This is a genomic window from Terracoccus sp. 273MFTsu3.1 (assembly GCF_000383675.1).
In the GTDB taxonomy this organism is placed as follows: domain Bacteria; phylum Actinomycetota; class Actinomycetes; order Actinomycetales; family Dermatophilaceae; genus Terrabacter.
Window position 1 is genome coordinate 306,566 of sequence record NZ_KB911821.1, and the last position, 17,480, is coordinate 324,045.

A 17,480-nucleotide genomic window follows, 5' to 3' on the forward strand; every position below is an offset into this window, starting at 1 on the left:
GCGTCAGCATAGGGTGCGTCGACCGTGGGCGCCCTGACACGCACGAAGACCCCGGTCCGTGTGGACCGGGGTCTTCCTGTGCTCTCGCGAGCATCACGTAGCCCCGACGGGATTCGAACCCGCGCTACCGCCTTGAGAGGGCGGCGTGCTAGGCCGCTACACAACGGGGCCGTGAGCGGTGCCGAGCGGACTCGGCACGAGAAGAAACCTTACCGTGAAGGCTGGATTTCTCCGAATCGGCTCACGTTGCCGTGAACCAGAGCTGGGGTACCAGGACTCGAACCTAGAATGACGGAACCAGAAACCGTAGTGTTGCCAATTACACCATACCCCAAGGGGTTTCACTCCGAGCCTGCCTCGCGGCCGGTACGGGGTGAACCGAATGGGAATACTACCGGTCCGTGAGCGGTGGCCCAAATCGGCGGTCGAGCGCAGCCGATACCTCGTCCAGACCGCGCACGCTGGCCACCGGCTCGCTCGTCCCGAGACCCCGTCGATCGAGCCAGACGGCACGCAGGCCGGCAGCCTGGGCCCCGAGCACGTCCCACTCGATGCTGTCTCCGATGCAGACCACCCGGTGGGGCTGGGCACCGACGAGCCGGCACGCCTCGAGGTAGACGCGCAGGTCGGGCTTGCCGAAGCCGAGCGTGTCGGTCGTGACGACGACCTCGAAGCGCTCGGCGAGGTCCAGGGCCTCGAGCTTGACGCGGGTCGGCGCGTGCGCCGAGTTCGTCAGCAGCGCGACGGGAAGCCCCTCCTGCTCGGCGGTGGACAGCAGGCCCGGCACGTCCGGGAAGAGGCGCTGCGCGCTGCGGAAGGCGGGGGCGTACGCGTCCTCGAAGGACTGGTGCGCGCCGTCGGGGACCTCGAGGCCGAAGGCCACGGCCACCTCGGCGAGACGACCCGACCGCATCGTGTCGAACGGGACGTCGCCGGAGGCGTAGCGCGGGAACCAGCGCTCCGGGTCGTCGTAGTAGCGCTGCGCCATGGCGCGGTGGTCCACGCCCGAGCGGTGCGGCCAGATCGCCGCCGCCGCCTCGGTCCCGGCGGCGACCATCGCCTCCTGCGTGTCCACGATGGTGTCGTCGACGTCGAGCAGCACGGCGTGCACGCCGTCGAGGACGGCGGCGAGGGTGGGCGGGTTCACGAGTGGACTCCTGTCACGGATCGAGGCCGAAGAGGGGCAGGGCCGCGTCGACACCCTCGACGACGACGTGCCGCGACCAGCCCGAGGCATCCCACGTCGCCCGGTCGAGACGCACGTGCTGCAGCGTCTGCCCCGAGTGCTCGAGCACCGAACGGTGGGTGTCGCGGTAGCCGAGGGAGCGCGAGACGCCGAGGGACGCCGCGTTGTCGACCACTGCCGAACTGATCGCCGCCTCGGCCCCCAGCGGGCCGAAGGCGAGGGCGAGCACCGCGGCGCGCATCTGCCTGCCGAGCCCCCTCCCCCGCGCCCGGGCGACGAGCCAGGACGAGGAGTCGACAGTGCGGTCGGAGCGCCAGTCGGGTCCCTCGAGCCACTGGGCGCCCACGACGACACCGGCCGAACGGACGACGAAGGGCAACGCCCAGTCGTCGGGCGACCACATCCCGAGAGCGCGCCAGTAGCCCTGCGCGACGACGGCCCGACGGTTCGCCGGGACGTCGAGGCCGGCATACGTCGTCGCGTGCGGGTTGAGCTCGAGGTCGTCGGGCAGCAGGGCCCACACCGTCGGCAGGTCCGCCTCGGTCATGACCGTCAGGTCGAGGTCGGCCGTTCGCAGGCGGATGCCGTGCAGCGGCCAGGACCAGCCCCCCACGCCCTCCACGCCGGTGTCCTCAGAGCGAGTCGCGCAGCGACCGGAGGCGGCTCAGGGTCGAGGTCTTGCCGAGGATCTCCATCGACTCGAACAGCGGCGGCGAGATCCGCGCGCCCGAGACGGCCGTGCGCAGCGGGCCGAAGGCGAGGCGCGGCTTGATGCCGAGCCCGTCGACGATCGCGGCGCGCAGCGCCTCCTCGATGCCCGCGGCATGCCAGGGGCTGCCCGTGCCGAGGACACCGGTGCCGTGGTCGTCGATGTCGCCGAGCACCTTGAGCGCCGCGTCGAGCACGGCCGGCGCGTCGTCCTTGAGCTGGGCACGCGCGTCGTCGTCGATGACGAGCTGGTCGTCGGCGACGAAGAACGGACGCACGAGCGCCGGCGCCTCGGTGAGCAGGGCCATGCGGGTCTGGATGAGCTCCGCCACGGACTTGAGGCGCGCCAGCTCACCGAGCGACTGCGTCTCGCCGAGCACGCCGTCGGCGACGAGATAGGGCAGCAGCCGGCTCGCGAACTCGCCCACCTCGAGCGAGCGGATGTAGACGCCGTTGAGCCAGTCGAGCTTCTTGAGGTCGAAGATCGGGCCGATCGGGTTGACCTTGGCCCAGTCGAAGGTGCGGCTGAACTCCTCGAAGGTGAAGACCTCGACGTCTGCTCCCTCGGCGTCCTGCTGCGGCGGGTAGGCCAGCAGCGCAAGGAAGTTCACGAGAGCCTCGGGTAGGTAGCCCTGCTCGCGGAACCACGTGAGACGCGCGGCGGGGTTCTTCCGCTTGGAGATCTTGGACTTGTCGGTGTTGCGCAGCAGCGGCATGTGCGCGAACGCCGGCGGCTCGAGCCCGAGCCAGCGGTAGAGCAGGACGTGCTTCGGCGTGGAGCTGATCCACTCCTCGCCGCGCACGACGTGGGTGATGCCCATGAGGTGGTCGTCGACGACGACCGCGAGGTGGTAGGTCGGGAACCCGTCGGCCTTGAGGATCACCTGGTCGTCGGGGCGGGGCGCCGAGACCTTGCCGCGGATGACGTCGTCGAAGACGAGCGGCACGTCGTCGGGGACGAGCATGCGCACGACCGGCGTCTCGCTGAAGCCGGGCAGCGCGGCGCGCTCCTCACGGGTCTTGCCGACGCAGAGACGGTCGTAGCCGGTCGGCTGCTTCGTCTTCTGCTGGATCTCGCGCATCTGGTCGAGGCGCTCCTTGGAGCACCAGCAGTGGTACGCGTGGCCGTCCTCGAGGAGGCGCTCGACGTAGGGGCGGTACGTGTCCAGACGCTCGGACTGGCGGTACGGCGCGAAGGGCCCACCGATGTCCGGCCCCTCGTCCCAGTGCAGCCCGAGCCACGCGAGGGTGTCGTAGAGCTGGGCCTCGGAGTCCTCGCGGAAGCGCGCCCGGTCGGTGTCCTCGACGCGGAGGACGAACTGGCCGCCCTGCTGCCGGGTGAAGGCGAGGTTGAAGAGCGACATGTAGGCCGTGCCCACGTGCGGGTCGCCGGTCGGGCTCGGGGCGACACGGGTGCGCACCGGGCCGGAGCCGTCCGAGGTCGAGACGCGGACGTGCTCCTCGGTGCGGATCTCGACGTGCTCGCCGGCGTCGCTGGCGGGGGAAGACGGCATACCTGTGCTGGTCGTGTTGTCGCTCATGGTGCGACCCAGCCTAGTGGGAGCCCGAAAGGGTCAGCGACGCACGAAGGTGTTGGTCAGCGACCCGATGCCGGCGATCTCGACCGTGACCTGCTGACCCGCCTCGACGAGCCCGACGCCGGCCGGGGTGCCGGTCAGGATGACGTCACCGGGCAGCAGCGTGAACGCCGCCGAGGCGTACTCGATGATCGTCGCGATGCCGTGGATCATGTCGGCGGTCGTGCCGTCCTGCTTCACGTCGCCGTCGAGCGTCGTGACGATCGAGAGGTCGGCGGTGTCGAGCTCGGTCTCGACCCACGGGCCGAGCGGGCAGCTCGTGTCGAAGCCCTTGGCGCGGGCCCACTGGCCGTCGCTGCGCTGCCAGTCCCGGGCCGTGACGTCGTTGGCGATGGTGTAGCCGTAGATGCACTCGGCCGCGTCCTTGGCCTTGACGCCCTTCGTGATCGTCTTGATGACGACCGCGAGCTCGCCCTCGTAGGAGATCTCGCTGCTGCCGGCCGGGAGCACGACCGGGTCGAACGGACCGACGACGGCGGTGTTGGGCTTGAAGAACATCATCGGCTCGGCCGGGGCCTCGCCGCCCATCTCCTTGGCGTGGTCTGCGTAGTTCTTGCCGATCGCCACGATCTTGGAGCGCGGGATGACGGGGGCGAGGAGGCGCACGTCGTCGAGCATGACCGGCGGCTGTCCGCTCGGCTGGAGGCCGATGTAGAGCGGGTCGCCGGCCAGCGGCGTGATCACCTCGCTGCCGGGGTCGCCCTGGACGATGCCGTATGCCGGGTCGTCCCCGGTCGTGAACCTCGCGATGCGCACGCGCCCACCCTACGACGGGTGAGACTTCCCCGCGGAGGGCGGTCAGCGCGGCCAGACGATGGTGACGTCCGCCGGCGACCCGGGTTGCCCGCTGGGCCGGGTGCGGTACTCCGGGACGCCGACGCACGTCCACAGCAGCCCGGCCACGTCCGTCCCGAGGAGGTGCGCGAGGTCGGAGTCGCGGAAGGTCATGCCCGACGCGGCCGCGCCCAACGCGTACGCCATGAGGTGGAGGCGACCCTCGGCGAGCCCGGCGAGCAGCTGGGCCTCGCGGTAGGCGTGGTCGTCGAGGTCGTCCAGGGGCGTGCCGCTCATGGCGACGAAGGCGGCGTCGCGGGCGAGTCCCTGCTCGAGGGCGGCCACGAAGAGCTCGTCGCGGACGGACTGTTCGTCGAGACGGCGCACGGGCGACGAGATGTCGGGCCACCGGTGGATGCCGGTGGGCACGTCGTCGACGCCGCTGACGCCGACCCAGTGCGGGACGTCGATGCCGCGCAGCGAAGCGCTCATCGCGTCGACGAGCACGTGGCGCGGGAGCGACCGGTCGGGGTGGAGCCGACGGATCGACCCCTTGCTCACGACGACGGCATCGGTGCTGGGTCCTCCCTCGGCGGTGAGCGCGACCGGCGCCCCGCGCTCGAGCTCGGCGCCCAGGGTGCGCTGCTCTCCAGCACGTTGGGCAGCGGTGACGAGCGGGAACTCGAGACCGTCGGCGTCGTGGTGGCCCGACATCGGGTCGCCCGTCAGGTGCACGGCCGGGTCGCCCGGACCGAGGGCCACGAGGGCGACCGGGAACTCGTGCACGCGGTCGGCGCCGACGAGGGCGGACACCTCGGCATCGGGGAAGGTCGTGAAGAGCCGTGCCGTCAGGCCCGCCGCGTCGGCGAGGGCGAGGGTCTGGGCCAGCATCGTGCCGGCATCCCAGTAGATGTGGCGGAAGCCGCGCTCGCGGTAGCGCCAGCCGGTGCGCCACGGCACCCCCGTCACGACGACGGTCACGGCGTCGCCCGACGGCGCGGGGCCGAGGACGACGAGGGCGTGGGCCTCGGGGTCGTACCAGTACAGGCCCGGCTCGAGCCCCTCGACGTCCGCCCCGCGCGGCACGGCGACGTAGAGCTCGAGCGGGAAGCGGGCCCCGGCCGAGCCGGCGGCGCGGAAGAGCATGACCCCGCCGTCGGGGCGCGTCGTGCGCCGGGTGACGCCGGACGACAGGAAGAGCAGGCGGGCCAGACCGGGTAGGTCGAGCCGACTCGGCGCGACGGTCGCCGTGCCGGCGAGCACGGCCGTGGCCGCAGCCGACGACGCGGGGAGGTCGGGCGGCAGGAGGACTCGTCGCAGGTCGTCGTCGTAGCGCTTGTAGGACTGCGGACGCCGCGTCAGGTCGTTGGGCACGAGGTCCTGCACGAGCCGGTCGTCGTCGGGGACCTCGGTCCACTCGCGCTCCGTCGAGTAGGAGGTCAGGCGGTGCAGCAGGTGGGTGGGTCGCTCGGCGTCCGGTGCCATGAGGCCATCCTGCCCTCGCGCCGCCGGTGCGCGGTGGGGTTCGAGGCCGCGACTCGCCTACCCTGCTGGGGTGCAGGTGATGAGCGAGCCGGAGTGGCGCGAGCGGACGGCGGCGCACGAAGCGCGGGTCGACGCCGCCACCTCGGCGCACCTGGCTCGCCGACGCGACCACCGCAAGCACCCGGTCGAGGACTTCCTCTTCACCTACTACTCCTTCAAGCCCGCGCAGCTGCGCCGCTGGCACCCCGGGGCCGGCACGTCCCTCGTGGGGGCAGCGCGCGCGCCGCACGTCGACTGGCGCTTCTACGAGGTAGACGACGACGTCGTCCGCGTCGACGTCGACGCCTTCACGTCCGCCCGGAGCGACACGCTGCGCTTCGTCCGCGAGCTGCTCGTGCGCACGGCTGGACGGCCGGCGCGGTTCGGCTGCTTCGGGCTGCACGAGTGGGCCATGGTCTACCGGCTCGATCCGACCGACGTGCGGCACTCCGGGTGGCCGCTGCGGCTCGGCGGCCCGGGGACCGATGCCGTGGTCGAGAGCCACCAGATCGCCTGCTCGCACTTCGACGCGTACCGCTTCTTCACCCCGGAGGCCGCTCCCCTCAATGCGTTGACGCCGACCCGGGACAGCCAGACGGCCCTCGAGCAGCAGGGGTGCCTCCACGCCGGGATGGACCTCTACAAGTGGGCGCACAAGCTCGTGCCGGCCGTGTCGAGCGACCTCGTCATGGACTGCTTCGAGCTGGCCCGCGACATCCGCACCCTCGACATGCGCGCGGCACCGTACGACCTGCGCGAGCTCGGCTACGAGCCGGTGCGCATCGAGACCGCCGAGGGCAAGGCGGAGTATGCCGCCGCGCAGCGCGGCTTCTCGGTGCGCGGTCAGGCGCTGCGCGCCCGCCTCGTCGACGCCATCGACGCCGTCGACGGCGTGACGGTCGTCGAGGCCGCGCCGCACGCCTGACGGTCGCTGAGCACCGCATGCGGACCCAGGCATTGGCCGGCGCTGGACGGAGAGGACGGGTCCGGAGGCCTCGCTCGCGATTCGGTGAGGGTCAGCGGACGATGCGGTCGACGAACGACCTGTCGCCGAAGGTGACCCGTAGGTGATCGTAGGAGTCCCACCGCGCCTGCACGATCGCTGACTCCGGAACGTCGCCGGACCGACAGAGCACCCGCTTCTGGGACGACCACGGCGCGGAGCCGGACTGGACGACGACGCAGTCCTCGCCGTCGAGGCCGTCAGCGGCGTGCACGACGAGGGCACGGCCATCCGACGCGGGACGTGCCGCGTCTCCCACCACGCTGACCGGGTTCACCACCCCCGCGATCGTGAGGAGGGACGCACCCAACGCCCCGAGCAGGACCGTCTCGGCGCGCACGCCGGAGCGGATCGTCGCGAACGAGGCTCCGGCGACGACGACGCCCACGACGACGACGTGCTCGCGGACCTGGTGCAGCAGGACCGGTCCCCCCATGCCGTCGGTCAGCAGAGCGGCAGCCATGACGACAAGGCTCACGACCACCAGCAGGGTCAGCGGGGTCCCCCGTCGAGCCCAAGGCACCGCGCCCAGGTGGGTGGCGTAGCCCTCGGACCTCACGCCGGCAGGGCCGTCGGGCGACATGCGTGCACGCTACCTCCTTGTCCCCCGAGCGTGGTCGCACACGAGCCGCGTTCAGCGGACGTTGCCACGAGCGGTCGGGGCTGGTGAGCGGACGGCAGCGGTGAGCGGGAGCCGGTCAGGCCGCGTCGGTGAGGGCGATGAAGCGCTCGACCTGGCGGAGCACGTCACCGGCCAGTCGCTCGCGGGTCCCGAGCTGGGGGTCCGCGTCCGGCGCGGTGAGCCCGGGCAGCAGAGGTGGGGCGTGCGAGGTGTACGTGTGTCCGGTCGGGGTGGTGGTGCGCACTGCGTGAGCCGCGCCGGGTTGTCGAGCTCGAAGGGTCTCGGCGGTGAAGCCGGGGAGCTGCTTGGTGTGGTTGCACCGCACGCAGAGGCTCTGGCCGTTGGTGTCGGTGGTGGGTCCGCCGTCGGCGTGGTCGTGGACGTGGTCGAGGTGTCGGGCGGGAGCGTCGCACCAGGGGGTGCGGCACGAGCCGGCGTCGCGGGTGAGCACGTAGCGGCGCAGTCCGGCCTCGAAGGTCCGGCGGTTGGAGTCCATGGCCACGAGAGTGCCGGTGGCCGGATGGCTGAAGAGCCGCCGTCGGAGCCACACCCGCGCCCGGATCGGGTCCTGGGTGAGCTCGTCGGCGAGTGGCGAGCCCAGCAGGTCGCGCGCCCACGCCGCGGGGACGGTGCCGTAGCCGGGCACCTGCGCCGGCGTGGCGTCACCGGCAAGGAGCGCCCGGTCGGTCATGACGAGCTGCACCTCGACGGGCACCGCGTCCGCGGTGGTCTGCCCTGTGACCCGGGTGACGAAGATGTCGGCCATGACCTGGCCCTTGCCGCGCTCGTCGCCTGCGGCTCGTGCGGTGTCGGCGGCCGCGGTGAGAGCCGCATGGGCGGCGACGGCCTGCGCGACGGGGAGCAGCGCCGTGACGTAGGCCATGGTGTCGGGGGCGGGACGGATCGTCACCCGCCGCTCCGCCTCGGCCTTCGCCGCTCGGGCCATGACGGACGCCGCGTCGAGGCGGCACGCGACCGCCCGGACCCGACGGGCCAGCTCCCGGTCGCCCACGCCCCCGACTCGACAGGTCGTCTCGCCCGAGTCAGCCACGGGACCGACGACCTCGGCGTCCACGAGGGATCGCTGCTCGGTCGTCAGCGTCGCGGTCTCGGTGACGAGGATCTGGGCGCGCCACTCGCTGAGCTCGCCGACCTCGAGCGCGGCCAGGGTGTGCGGCATCTCGTTGGTCAGCGCGAGCGCCAACCGCACGTGCTGCGCGCCCCGGACCGGGGACTCGCGCCGGGCGAGCGCGACCTGTGCCGCGACCCCGGTCATCCCGGACGCTCGCCGCCGCCCCGATCGCGCCGTCCGTGCCTCGTCGCCCGTGACACCGTCGTCGAACGACGCGGCCCGGGCCTGCTCCCGCGCGGCGCGCCATCCGTCGAAGTCGCCGGCGTCGGAGCACTCCCGCGCCCGTTCCAGCCAGGCCTGCGCGACCTGCTCCTGGGAGTCGACGAAGGCCGCCGTGAGCCGCACCTGAGCGGCCGCCACGGCGGCCTTGACCCGCTCGAGCACCGCGACCTGGTCGACCCGCACCTGGTCCGGCGTCGACCCGACCTCATGCCCGACCCTCGACAGCGCCGACACGAGAGCCTCGAGGCCCTCGGTCGTCACCGCCTCCGCGTCATCGAACATGTGTTCGATTATACGTGAACCGTACGCACATCGCCAGACCTACCCACACCCAATTCGGTTCGCGGAGAGCGAAATTCGCCTCAGTCGGAGTCGTCGACATAGAGACAGAAGGGATGGCCGGCGGGATCTAGCAGGACCCGGACGTCCTGCTGGGGCTGGAACTCGGCGAGCTCCGCGCCGACCTCGACGGCATACGCGACCGCAGCATCCAGGTCGTCCACCTCGAGGTCGAGGTGGAGCATCATGAGTGGCTGCCCCGGCTCGCTGGGCCAGACCGGTCGCACGTAGTTCGGCTCGGTCTGGAACGAGAGGTTGTAGCCGTGGGTCTCCGAGGGCGCGAGCGTCGCCCAGCCCGGGGTGTCCTTGTAGAGCGTCCAGCCGAGCAGACGCTCGTAGAAGTGCGCCAGGGCAGACGCGTCGGGGGCGTCGAGCACGACGCCGAACCAGTGCTTCGTCGTTCGTAGCGGCATCGCACCAGCATGCCAAGGCGGAGTGCCGTGGAGGGCCATGGAGAAAAAGTCAGGCACGGCGTATCAGGCGTGGCAGCACGTGCTCTGAAGGGTGTCGGCGAAGGTCCAGGCACGCGCGTCGACGATCTCCACCCTTCAGGGGGTGGTGCTGGGCGGGGCCTGGACCGCCCAGCACTTACGTCGTCCGGAACGCCTGTCGAGGGCCCCCGAGCCCGCGGACGATGACGGAGAGCCCGACCTCGAAGGCCTTGGCCTCGGTCGTCGCGTCGGGCGTCGGCAGGTCGGGATCGACAGACGCAGCGAGAGCCCGATCCTGCTGCCCCGCAACGGATCCCAAGATGTGATGCACGACGAGTGCCGCGACCTCGTCCCGCTCGGACGCCGGTGCCCCGGCGTCGTGGACGAGGCGCGCGAGGTCGCGGAGCGCCCGCGCGGCACTCGGCTCGACGGCATACGCGAGCCCGACGACGTCGGCAGCGTCCGGCACGTGCACGAGCGCGTCGCGCACGGCGACGGCCAGACCGACGAGCGCCTCGGCCGGCGGGCGGCCGTCCGCCGGGGGTGGGATCTCGGCGAGGAGCACGTCGGCCACCTCGACGAGCAGCTCCTGCTTGTTCGCCACGTGCCAGTAGAGGGCCCCGGGCGCGACGCCGAGCTCGCGGGCCAGGCGACGCATCGAGAGGTCGCCGAGCCCGTAGCGGCGCAGCAGGTCGACGGCGGTCGCGACGACCTGCTCCCGACTGAGTGCCACGCGCTCCCCTGCCCTCGGCATGCGGGTCCGGCGGACCCGCGTTGACAGCCGAGCCTAGCGACTCGGCATACTGAACACCGTTCAAGTTGAACACCGTTCAACGCCGTGCGCAAGGAGCCCGCATGACCCGCCGATTCGACGATCTCGCCGATGCCGTCCTCGCCGGCACCCCCGCGAGCACCGACGACGCCCTCGACGTCCTGCGCGCCACGGACGAGGAGCTGCTGGCCGTGGTGGCGGCCGCGGCACGCCTGCGCCGCAGGCACTTCGGCAACACCGTCAAGGTCAACTACCTCGTCAACCTCAAGTCGGGCCTCTGCCCCGAGGACTGCCACTACTGCTCGCAGCGGCTCGGCTCGCGGGCGGACATCCTCAAGTACACCTGGCTCAAGCCCGACGAGGCGATCGAGCAGGCGGCAGCCGGACTGCGCGGCGGCGCGACCCGGATCTGCATGGTCTCGAGCGGACGCGGCCCCACCGACCGCGATGTCGAACGCGTGGCCGGGATGGTCGGCGCGCTCAAGCAGGAGCACCCTGACGTCGAGGTCTGCGCCTGCCTCGGACTGCTCAAGGACGGGCAGGCCGAGCGGCTGCGTGAGGCCGGCGTCGACGCGTACAACCACAACATCAACACGGCCGAGTCCCACCACGACGACATCGTCACGAGCCACACGTACGCGGACCGCGTCGACACCGTGACCAAGGCCAAGGATGCCGGCCTGTCACCGTGCTCGGGCCTCATCGCCGGACTCGGCGAGACCGACGAGCAGCTCGTCGAGGCCCTCTTCGCCCTCCGCGACCTCGGGTCCGACTCGATCCCCGTCAACTTCCTCATGCCGTTCGACGGCACGCCGCTCGAGGGCACGTGGGAGCTCACGCCAGGACGCTGCCTGCGCATCCTCGCGATGGCACGGATCGTGAACCCGGACAAAGAGATCCGCATCGCCGGAGGTCGCGAGATGCATCTCCGCTCACTCCAGGGGCTGGCCCTCCACGTCGCCAACTCGATCTTCCTCGGCGACTACCTGACGTCCGAGGGCCAGGCCGCGGAGGCCGACCTCGAGCTGATCCGCGACCACGGCTTCGTCGTCCTCGGCGCCGACGAGGACACCTCCGCCCCGGGCCGCGTCCCCGGAGCCACGCACGACCCGGCAAAGCGGCGTCGGGGGGCCGGCACGGACGTTCCCGCCAATGCCTGACGCCCCGGGATCGCCCCTCGCCGTCCGTGACGGCGGGCTCGTCTGGCACCCCTACGCTCCGCTCGACGGACCCGAGCCGTATGCGGTCGAGGGCGCCTCGGGCGTCCGTCTGACCCTCACGGCACCCGACGGGGAACGGTTCGAGGCGGTCGACGCGATGGCCTCCTGGTGGTGCGCCGTCCACGGCTACCGCAACCCGGTCCTCGACGCCGCCGCCCACGAGCAGGTCGACCGCTTCAGCCACGTCATGTTCGGCGGGCTGACGCACGAGCCCGCGGTCCGGCTCGCCGAGCGACTCACGGAGATGGCTCCCGGTCCGATGGCGCACGTCTTCTTCGCCGACTCCGGCTCGGTCTCGGTCGAGGTCGCGCTCAAGCTGGCCCTGCAGTACCAGGCCGCGCTCGGGCGTCCGAACCGCCAGCGCTTCCTCACCGTGCGCGGCGGCTACCACGGTGACACCTTCGCGGCGATGAGCGTGTGCGACCCCGTCGACGGCATGCACTCGGCCTTCCCGGGCGCCCTGGCGCGCCAGGTCTTCGCCCCACGCCCTCCGGCCGCGCGGCTCGTCACGACCCCCACCGGTGAGGACCACTGGGAGACGGACCGGCTCGCGCTCGACGCCTGGGCGGCCGAGGTGCGGCCCCTCGCGCAGACACACACCGACGAGCTGGCCGCGGTCGTCGTCGAACCGGTCCTCCAGGGCGCCGGCGGCATGCACGTGTACCACCCCGACTGCCTGCGGGTGCTGCGCGAGGTCGCCGACGAGCACGGCCTGCTCCTCGTCGTCGACGAGATCGCGACCGGTTTCGGTCGCACCGGTCGCCTCTTCGCCTCGGAGTGGGCCGACGTCGCCCCCGACGTGATCTGCGTCGGCAAGGCTCTGACGGGTGGATACCTTTCTCTCGCAGCAGTGCTCATGACCCGCGAGGTCGGCGATGCGATCACCCGGTCGGAGTTCCGCGCCCTCCTGCACGGCCCGACCTTCATGGCCAACCCGCTCGCCTGCGCCGTGGCCAATGCCTCCGTCGAGCTCGTCGAGACCACCTGGAAGGACCACGTGCCGCGCGTCGGGCGCCTTCTCGCCGAGCACCTGTCTGCCGCGGCCGCGCTCCCCCACGTCGCCGACGTGCGGACCCTCGGAGCCGTCGGCGTCGTGCAGCTGACGTCTCCCGTCGACGTCACCCGCGTCACCCGCGCCGCGCTGCGCCGTGGTGTCTGGGTGCGCCCCTTCCGCGACCTCGTCTACACGATGCCGCCCTACGTCTGCACGGACGACGAGGTCCGCGTCATCGCCGAAGGGGTCGTCGGCGCGGTGGCGGAGGTCCACGCATGAGCAGCTGGGACGCGTGGCTGGCGGAGCGCTCCGACCTCCGCGCCGAACGCGGCACCGAGCGCTTCGACCCCGTCCTGCGACTGGGCGGTCCGCGGCGCGGGTCGCGTGACCCGCTCGACCTCGCCTCCAACGACTACCTCGGCCTGTCGCGCGACGACCGCGTCGTGGCGGCAGCCCGCGAGGCCCTCGAGCGCTACGGGGCCTCGGCGACGGCCAGCCGGCTCGTCACCGGGACCCTTCCCGTCCACCGTGACCTCGAGGCCGCCCTGTGCCGGCTCACGGGCCAGCCGAGCGCACTCGCCTTCTCGACGGGGTATGCCGCCAACCTCGGGGTGCTGACGGCGCTCAGTGGGCGTGGGGCCGAGATTCTCCTCGACGCCCACGCGCACGCCTCCCTCCACGACGCGGCCCGCATGTCGCGGGTGCCCTACGCCACGTTCGCCCACAACGACGCCGCTGCCCTCGACCGTGAGCTCGCAGCGCGGCCCGACCGGCGAGTCCTCGTCGCCGTCGAGTCGATCTACTCCGTCCTCGGCGACGCCGCGCCCCTGCGCGCCCTGGCGGACGTCTGCCACCGTCACGGCGCCCTGCTCGTCGTCGACGAGGCACACGGCATCGGGGTGGCCGGTCACGGCCGCGGCCTCGTCCACGAGCTCGGCCTCGTCGAGGCCCGCGACGTCGTCGTGACGCTGACCCTGTCGAAGGCGCTGGGATCCCAAGGGGGTGCCGTGCTGGGCCCGACCGCGGTGCGCCACCACCTCGTCAACACCGCGCGCAGCTTCATCTTCGACACCGGGCTCGCGCCCGCGTCGGCCGCCGCAGCCTGCGCCGCCGCGGGCCTCGTCGCGGACGACCCGAGCCTGGCGGCCGCGGTCCGCGCCAACGCCGGCACCATCGCGGCGATCTGCGGCATCGACCAGGCGGCCGGAGCCGTCCAGTCGCTGCCGATGCCGTCGCCCGCGAGCGCCGTGGCCGCGGCCCTCGAGCTGCGCGCGCAGGGTGTCCTCGTCGGCTGCTTCCGGCCGCCCAGCGTGCCCGACGGGGTGTCCCGGCTCCGCGTCACGGCTCGGGCGGACCTGTCGGGCGACGACCTCTACGAGGCCGCCCGGCTCGTGTCCCGGGCAGCCGCGATTCACGGCGGGGCCCACGACCCCGATACCGTCGAGGGGCCACGGGCAGGGGACGCTCCCTCCCCCGTCCGTGGCCTCCCGTCGGTCGCGGCCGTCGAGGGTGTGCAGCCACCGGCACCGTCCTCGCCCCTCGGGTCCATCCCCCCGCACGGCGACGATGACTGAGGTGCACCTGCCCCGCGTCGTCCTCGTCACGGGCACCGACACCGACGTGGGCAAGACCGTCGTCTCGGCGGCCGTCGTCGCCACGGCACGGGCCGCAGGACGCAGCGTCACGGCATACAAGCCCACGCAGACCGGGGTGGCACCCGGCGAGCCGGGAGACATGGCCGAGGTGGAGCGACTGACGGGCGTGGCGACCGTCGAGGGCGTGCGCCTTCGGGCGCCCATGGCGCCGAGGCCGGCAGCCGCCCTCGAGGGCGCGGTCCTGCCCACCCTGGCCGACCACGTGGCCCGCGTCGCGGACCTGGTCCGCGATCACGACCTCGTCGTCGTCGAGGGCGCGGGCGGTCTGCTCGTCGAGCTCACCGACGCCGGTGAGACGCTGGCCGACCTCGCGACCGTCCTGCCGGACAGCGGGGTGCTCGTCGTCGCCCGCAGTGCGCTCGGCACTCTCAACCACACCATGTTGACGCGAGAAGCACTGTCCCACCGAGGAGTCCGGCCGCTCGGCATCGTCATCGGCGCGTGGCCGGACCATCCCGACGTCATCGAGACGACGAACCGCGACTACCTCGGCGCGCTTCCCGAGGGCCTGGTCGGCGCCGTGCCGCTCGGTGCCCCGCGCCTCGACGCGGCGATCTTCACCGCCGACGCTCCCGACTGGCTGCCGGGACTGGCTCAGCGCCTCGGGACACCCTGACGCAGCAGACCGTGCACGATGCCGTCGGTGAGAGCACGCCACGACGCGGCGAGGATCGAGCCGGCGACACCGATGGTGTCCCACGACGTCTCACCGTCGGACGTCTCGATGAGCACGCGCGTCACGGCGTCGGTGCCGTGCGAGGCGTCGAGGATGCGCACCTTGAAGTCGATGAGCTCGATCTTCTCGATCTCGGGGTAGGCGCGGGCCAGGGCCTCGCGCAGCGCGTGGTCGAGCGCGTTGACCGGACCGTTGCCCTCGCCCGTCGCGATGAGGCGGGCGCCGTCGGCACGCAGCTTGACGGTCGCCTCGGACGTCGCGTCACCCTCGCCCGAGGAGTCGGTGATGACCCGCCAGGACTCGACCTCGAAGTAGTCGGTGCACCCCGGCTCGAGCGCCTCGCGGAGCATCAGCTCGACCGTCGCGTCTGCGGCGTCGAACGTCCAGCCCCGCAGCTCGAGGTCCTTGACCTCGGCGAGCACGGCGGCGACGACGTCGGGTCGGTCGGACAGGTCGAGCCCGGCCTCACGGGCCTTGAGCTCGATGCTCGCGCGCCCGGCCATGTCGGAGACGAGGGTGCGCATGCCGTTGCCGACGAGCGACGGGTCCATGTGCTGGTAGAGGTCGGGGTCGACCTTGAGCGCGCTCGCGTGCAGACCCGCCTTGTGCGCGAAGGCGCTGGCGCCGACGTAGGGCTGGCGGCTGTAGGCGGGGACGTTGGTCACCTCGCTGATGGCGTGCGCGATGTGCATGGCCCGGCGGAACGAGTCGGGCTCCATGGCGTCGAGCCCCAGCTTGAACTGGAGGTTGGCGGCGACCGTGAGCAGGTCGGCGTTGCCGGTGCGCTCGCCGTAGCCGTTGACGGTGCCCTGGACGTGGGTCGCCCCGGCCCGGACCGCCGCGACGGAGTTGGCGGCCGCGCAGCCGGTGTCGTTGTGGCAGTGGGCGCCGACGCGAGCACCCGTCGAGGCGATGACGTCAGCGACGACCTCCTCGACCTGGTGCGGGAGCATGCCCCCGTTGGTGTCGCACAGCACGACGACCTCGGCGCCGGCGTCGTGCGCGGTGCGCACGACCGAGAGGGCGTAGTCGCGGTCGAGGTGCCAGCCGTCGAAGAAGTGCTCGCAGTCGAGGAAGACGCGGCGACCCTGGGCGACGAGGTGCCCGACCGTGTCGCGGACCATCTCGAGGTTCTCCTCGAGCGTCGTGCGCAGGGCCCGTTCGACGTGGCCGGTGTGGGACTTCGCGACGAGGCACACGACCGACGCCTCGGAGTCGACGAGGGCACGCACGAGGGGGTCCTCCGCCGCGACCCCGCCGGCGCGACGGGTGGCCCCGAAGGCGGCGAGGGTCGCGTGACGCAGGTCGAGCTCGGTGCGGGCCCGCTCGAAGAACTCGGTGTCCTTCGGGTTGGCCCCGGGCCAGCCGCCCTCGATGAAGTCGACCCCGAGATCGTCGAGCAGCCCGGCGATGGCGAGCTTGTCCGACACCGAGAGGTTGAGCCCCTCCTGCTGGGCGCCGTCGCGCAGGGTGGTGTCGTAGACGTGCAGCGCTTCCATGGCCTTCATTGTCCTCGATCTCGGGGGTTCGGCCGACCGCCGGTTCAGGGGCGGGCGACGCGGGTGTGGGAGGCGTTCCGGTCTCTTCTCGTGGTCGCGGCGGCCGGGGTGGTGGCCTTCGCGGTGTCTCCCTCGGGGTGGTTCGGGAAACAAAAAGACCCCCCAGGGTTGGGAGGTCTGCGCGACGAGGGGTGCTCGTCGCGCTATTCGATAATGAGGGTGCCGGTAGGCACGGGTCGCTTCATCACACGCTCACGGTAGGGCTCGCGAAACATCCGCGAAACAGCACGTCCGGATCGTGGGACCGTCGTCCCACTGCGCGGGCCACGGTGATCCCGCCACCCGCCCGGCGTCCGACACGCCTCGACCCGGCGGGACGGGCAACGTCATCGGCTCGTGCCGGCGGCCTCCACGAGGGCCCGGAAGAGGCGCGGGTCCGTGCCCACCTCCGGGTGCCACTGGACGGCGAGCCGGAAGAAGGCGTCCGGGTCCTCCATCGCCTCCAGCGTGCCGTCGTCAGCCCACGCCGAGGCCTCGTAGCCCGGGTGGGTCAGGACGGACTGGTGGTGGTAGCTCGGCACGTCGGCCTCCTCGCCGAGGATCTCGGCCAGCCGGGTCCCCACGACGGTGCGCACCGCGTGGTTGCCGTACGTCGCCGGCGCCGGTGAGTGCTCGTCGTGGCCGACGCGGTCGGGCACGTGCTGCTCGAGGAGCCCCCCGGCCGCGACCGCCATGACCTGCATCCCCCGGCAGATGCCGAGGACCGGCAGGTCGGTTCCCGCCGTCGCCCGGGCGATGGCGAGCTCCGTGGAGTCCCGGTCGGGACGCGAGGCCTGGACGGAGGCGTGCCGTTCGTCCGCGTAGAGCTCGGGCGCCACGTCGACCCCACCGGCGAGGATGACGCCGTCGAGGCGCTCGACGATCTCGAGCGCCGTCCCGTCGTCGAAGTCCGGGCGCGGCGGGATGACGATCGCGATCCCGCCCGCCTCCTCGACCTGTCGGACGTAGCGGTGCGGCACGAGGGCCCCGGGCACGTCGACCCAGCGACCCCACGACGCACGCTCGACGTAGGCGGTGATCCCGATGACCGGACGACCCATGACGACCTCCTCCTCCAGCGTCCCA

General features: G+C 72.3%; 16 protein-coding genes and 2 tRNA genes. 5 read left to right on the forward strand and 13 right to left on the reverse strand.

Annotated features, from left to right (window positions below):
• Positions 1-98: 98 nt before the first annotated feature.
• The 7 genes from H283_RS0107075 to H283_RS0107105 all read right to left on the reverse strand — a co-directional run bounded on the left by H283_RS0107075 (position 99) and on the right by H283_RS0107105 (position 5,751).
• Positions 99-171 (reverse strand) — tRNA-Glu (locus H283_RS0107075).
• A 91-nt stretch (positions 172-262) separates the two neighbouring features.
• Positions 263-334 (reverse strand) — tRNA-Gln (locus H283_RS0107080).
• Between the two features lie 57 nt (positions 335-391).
• A complete protein-coding gene (locus H283_RS0107085) occupies positions 392-1,147 on the reverse strand; it encodes an HAD family hydrolase (protein WP_020142821.1) in 756 nt (251 codons plus the stop codon).
• A gap of 13 nt (positions 1,148-1,160) precedes the next feature.
• Positions 1,161-1,808, reverse strand: coding sequence for a GNAT family N-acetyltransferase (locus H283_RS24300; protein ID WP_020142822.1), 648 nt, complete (start codon positions 1,806-1,808; stop codon positions 1,161-1,163).
• Positions 1,809-1,818: 10 nt separating this feature from the next.
• The gene (gltX, locus tag H283_RS0107095; protein WP_028785397.1) at positions 1,819-3,258 is read right to left on the reverse strand and encodes a glutamate--tRNA ligase; all 1,440 of its coding nucleotides are present in this window, start codon (positions 3,256-3,258) and stop codon (positions 1,819-1,821) included.
• 210 nt (positions 3,259-3,468) lie between these two features.
• Positions 3,469-4,248, reverse strand: coding sequence for a fumarylacetoacetate hydrolase family protein (locus tag H283_RS0107100; protein WP_020142824.1), 780 nt, complete (start codon positions 4,246-4,248; stop codon positions 3,469-3,471).
• 42 nt (positions 4,249-4,290) lie between these two features.
• A complete protein-coding gene (locus H283_RS0107105) occupies positions 4,291-5,751 on the reverse strand; it encodes a hypothetical protein (RefSeq protein WP_020142825.1) in 1,461 nt (486 codons plus the stop codon).
• Positions 5,752-5,830: 79 nt separating this feature from the next.
• Between H283_RS0107105 and H283_RS24305 the strand changes: the two genes are divergently transcribed.
• A complete protein-coding gene (locus H283_RS24305) occupies positions 5,831-6,715 on the forward strand; it encodes a hypothetical protein (protein ID WP_043648765.1) in 885 nt (294 codons plus the stop codon).
• A gap of 91 nt (positions 6,716-6,806) precedes the next feature.
• Here H283_RS24305 and H283_RS0107115 read toward each other — a convergent pair whose 3' ends face one another.
• From H283_RS0107115 to H283_RS0107130, 4 genes are all read right to left on the reverse strand, one after another.
• Entirely contained in the window at positions 6,807-7,256 is a 450-nt protein-coding gene (locus H283_RS0107115) for a hypothetical protein (RefSeq protein WP_156023036.1), read from the reverse strand.
• A 235-nt stretch (positions 7,257-7,491) separates the two neighbouring features.
• Entirely contained in the window at positions 7,492-9,051 is a 1,560-nt protein-coding gene (locus H283_RS24310; RefSeq protein WP_020142828.1) for an HNH endonuclease signature motif containing protein, read from the reverse strand.
• Positions 9,052-9,131: 80 nt separating this feature from the next.
• The gene (locus H283_RS0107125) at positions 9,132-9,521 is read right to left on the reverse strand and encodes a VOC family protein (protein WP_020142829.1); all 390 of its coding nucleotides are present in this window, start codon (positions 9,519-9,521) and stop codon (positions 9,132-9,134) included.
• A gap of 175 nt (positions 9,522-9,696) precedes the next feature.
• Complete coding sequence (locus H283_RS0107130; protein WP_020142830.1) at positions 9,697-10,272, reverse strand: TetR family transcriptional regulator; 576 nt, start codon at positions 10,270-10,272, stop codon at positions 9,697-9,699.
• Between the two features lie 122 nt (positions 10,273-10,394).
• On the opposite strand from H283_RS0107130, the gene bioB reads away from it, so the two are divergent.
• Genes bioB through bioD form a run of 4 tightly spaced genes read left to right on the forward strand, consistent with a single transcriptional unit; the run spans position 10,395 to position 14,796 of the window.
• Positions 10,395-11,471, forward strand: coding sequence for a biotin synthase BioB (gene bioB / locus H283_RS0107135; protein ID WP_020142831.1), 1,077 nt, complete (start codon positions 10,395-10,397; stop codon positions 11,469-11,471).
• A complete protein-coding gene (bioA, locus tag H283_RS0107140; RefSeq protein ID WP_020142832.1) occupies positions 11,464-12,804 on the forward strand; it encodes an adenosylmethionine--8-amino-7-oxononanoate transaminase in 1,341 nt (446 codons plus the stop codon). The genes bioB and bioA overlap by 8 nt, the downstream gene beginning before the upstream one ends.
• Positions 12,801-14,099, forward strand: a complete 1,299-nt coding sequence (locus H283_RS0107145; RefSeq protein ID WP_020142833.1) for an 8-amino-7-oxononanoate synthase — start codon at positions 12,801-12,803, stop codon at positions 14,097-14,099. Before bioA ends, H283_RS0107145 begins: the two co-directional genes overlap by 4 nt.
• 1 nt (position 14,100) lies before the next feature.
• Positions 14,101-14,796, forward strand: coding sequence for a dethiobiotin synthase (bioD, locus tag H283_RS0107150; protein WP_020142834.1), 696 nt, complete (start codon positions 14,101-14,103; stop codon positions 14,794-14,796).
• On the opposite strand, the gene cimA is transcribed toward bioD, so the two are convergent.
• The gene (gene cimA, locus H283_RS0107155) at positions 14,775-16,355 is read right to left on the reverse strand and encodes a citramalate synthase (protein WP_156023037.1); all 1,581 of its coding nucleotides are present in this window, start codon (positions 16,353-16,355) and stop codon (positions 14,775-14,777) included. The genes bioD and cimA overlap by 22 nt on opposite strands.
• 386 nt (positions 16,356-16,741) lie before the next feature.
• A complete protein-coding gene (locus H283_RS0107160; RefSeq protein WP_020142836.1) occupies positions 16,742-17,455 on the reverse strand; it encodes a gamma-glutamyl-gamma-aminobutyrate hydrolase family protein in 714 nt (237 codons plus the stop codon).
• Positions 17,456-17,480: the final 25 nt, after the last annotated feature.

Bases quoted from the DNA above. Each gene is read 5' to 3' on its own strand.
- H283_RS0107105 (WP_020142825.1), bottom strand. From the start codon at position 5,751: ATGGCACCGGACGCCGAGCGACCCACCCACCTGCTGCACCGCCTGACC.
- H283_RS0107125 (WP_020142829.1), bottom strand. From the start codon at position 9,521: ATGCCGCTACGAACGACGAAGCACTGGTTCGGCGTCGTGCTCGACGCC.
- H283_RS0107145 (WP_020142833.1), top strand. From the start codon at position 12,801: ATGAGCAGCTGGGACGCGTGGCTGGCGGAGCGCTCCGACCTCCGCGCC.
- H283_RS24310 (WP_020142828.1), bottom strand. From the start codon at position 9,051: ATGTTCGATGACGCGGAGGCGGTGACGACCGAGGGCCTCGAGGCTCTC.
- gltX (WP_028785397.1), bottom strand. From the start codon at position 3,258: ATGTCGCTCTTCAACCTCGCCTTCACCCGGCAGCAGGGCGGCCAGTTC.
- H283_RS0107160 (WP_020142836.1), bottom strand. From the start codon at position 17,455: ATGGGTCGTCCGGTCATCGGGATCACCGCCTACGTCGAGCGTGCGTCG.
- H283_RS0107115 (WP_156023036.1), bottom strand. From the start codon at position 7,256: ATGGCTGCCGCTCTGCTGACCGACGGCATGGGGGGACCGGTCCTGCTG.
- H283_RS24305 (WP_043648765.1), top strand. From the start codon at position 5,831: ATGAGCGAGCCGGAGTGGCGCGAGCGGACGGCGGCGCACGAAGCGCGG.
- cimA (WP_156023037.1), bottom strand. From the start codon at position 16,355: ATGGAAGCGCTGCACGTCTACGACACCACCCTGCGCGACGGCGCCCAG.
- bioB (WP_020142831.1), top strand. From the start codon at position 10,395: ATGACCCGCCGATTCGACGATCTCGCCGATGCCGTCCTCGCCGGCACC.
- bioA (WP_020142832.1), top strand. From the start codon at position 11,464: ATGCCTGACGCCCCGGGATCGCCCCTCGCCGTCCGTGACGGCGGGCTC.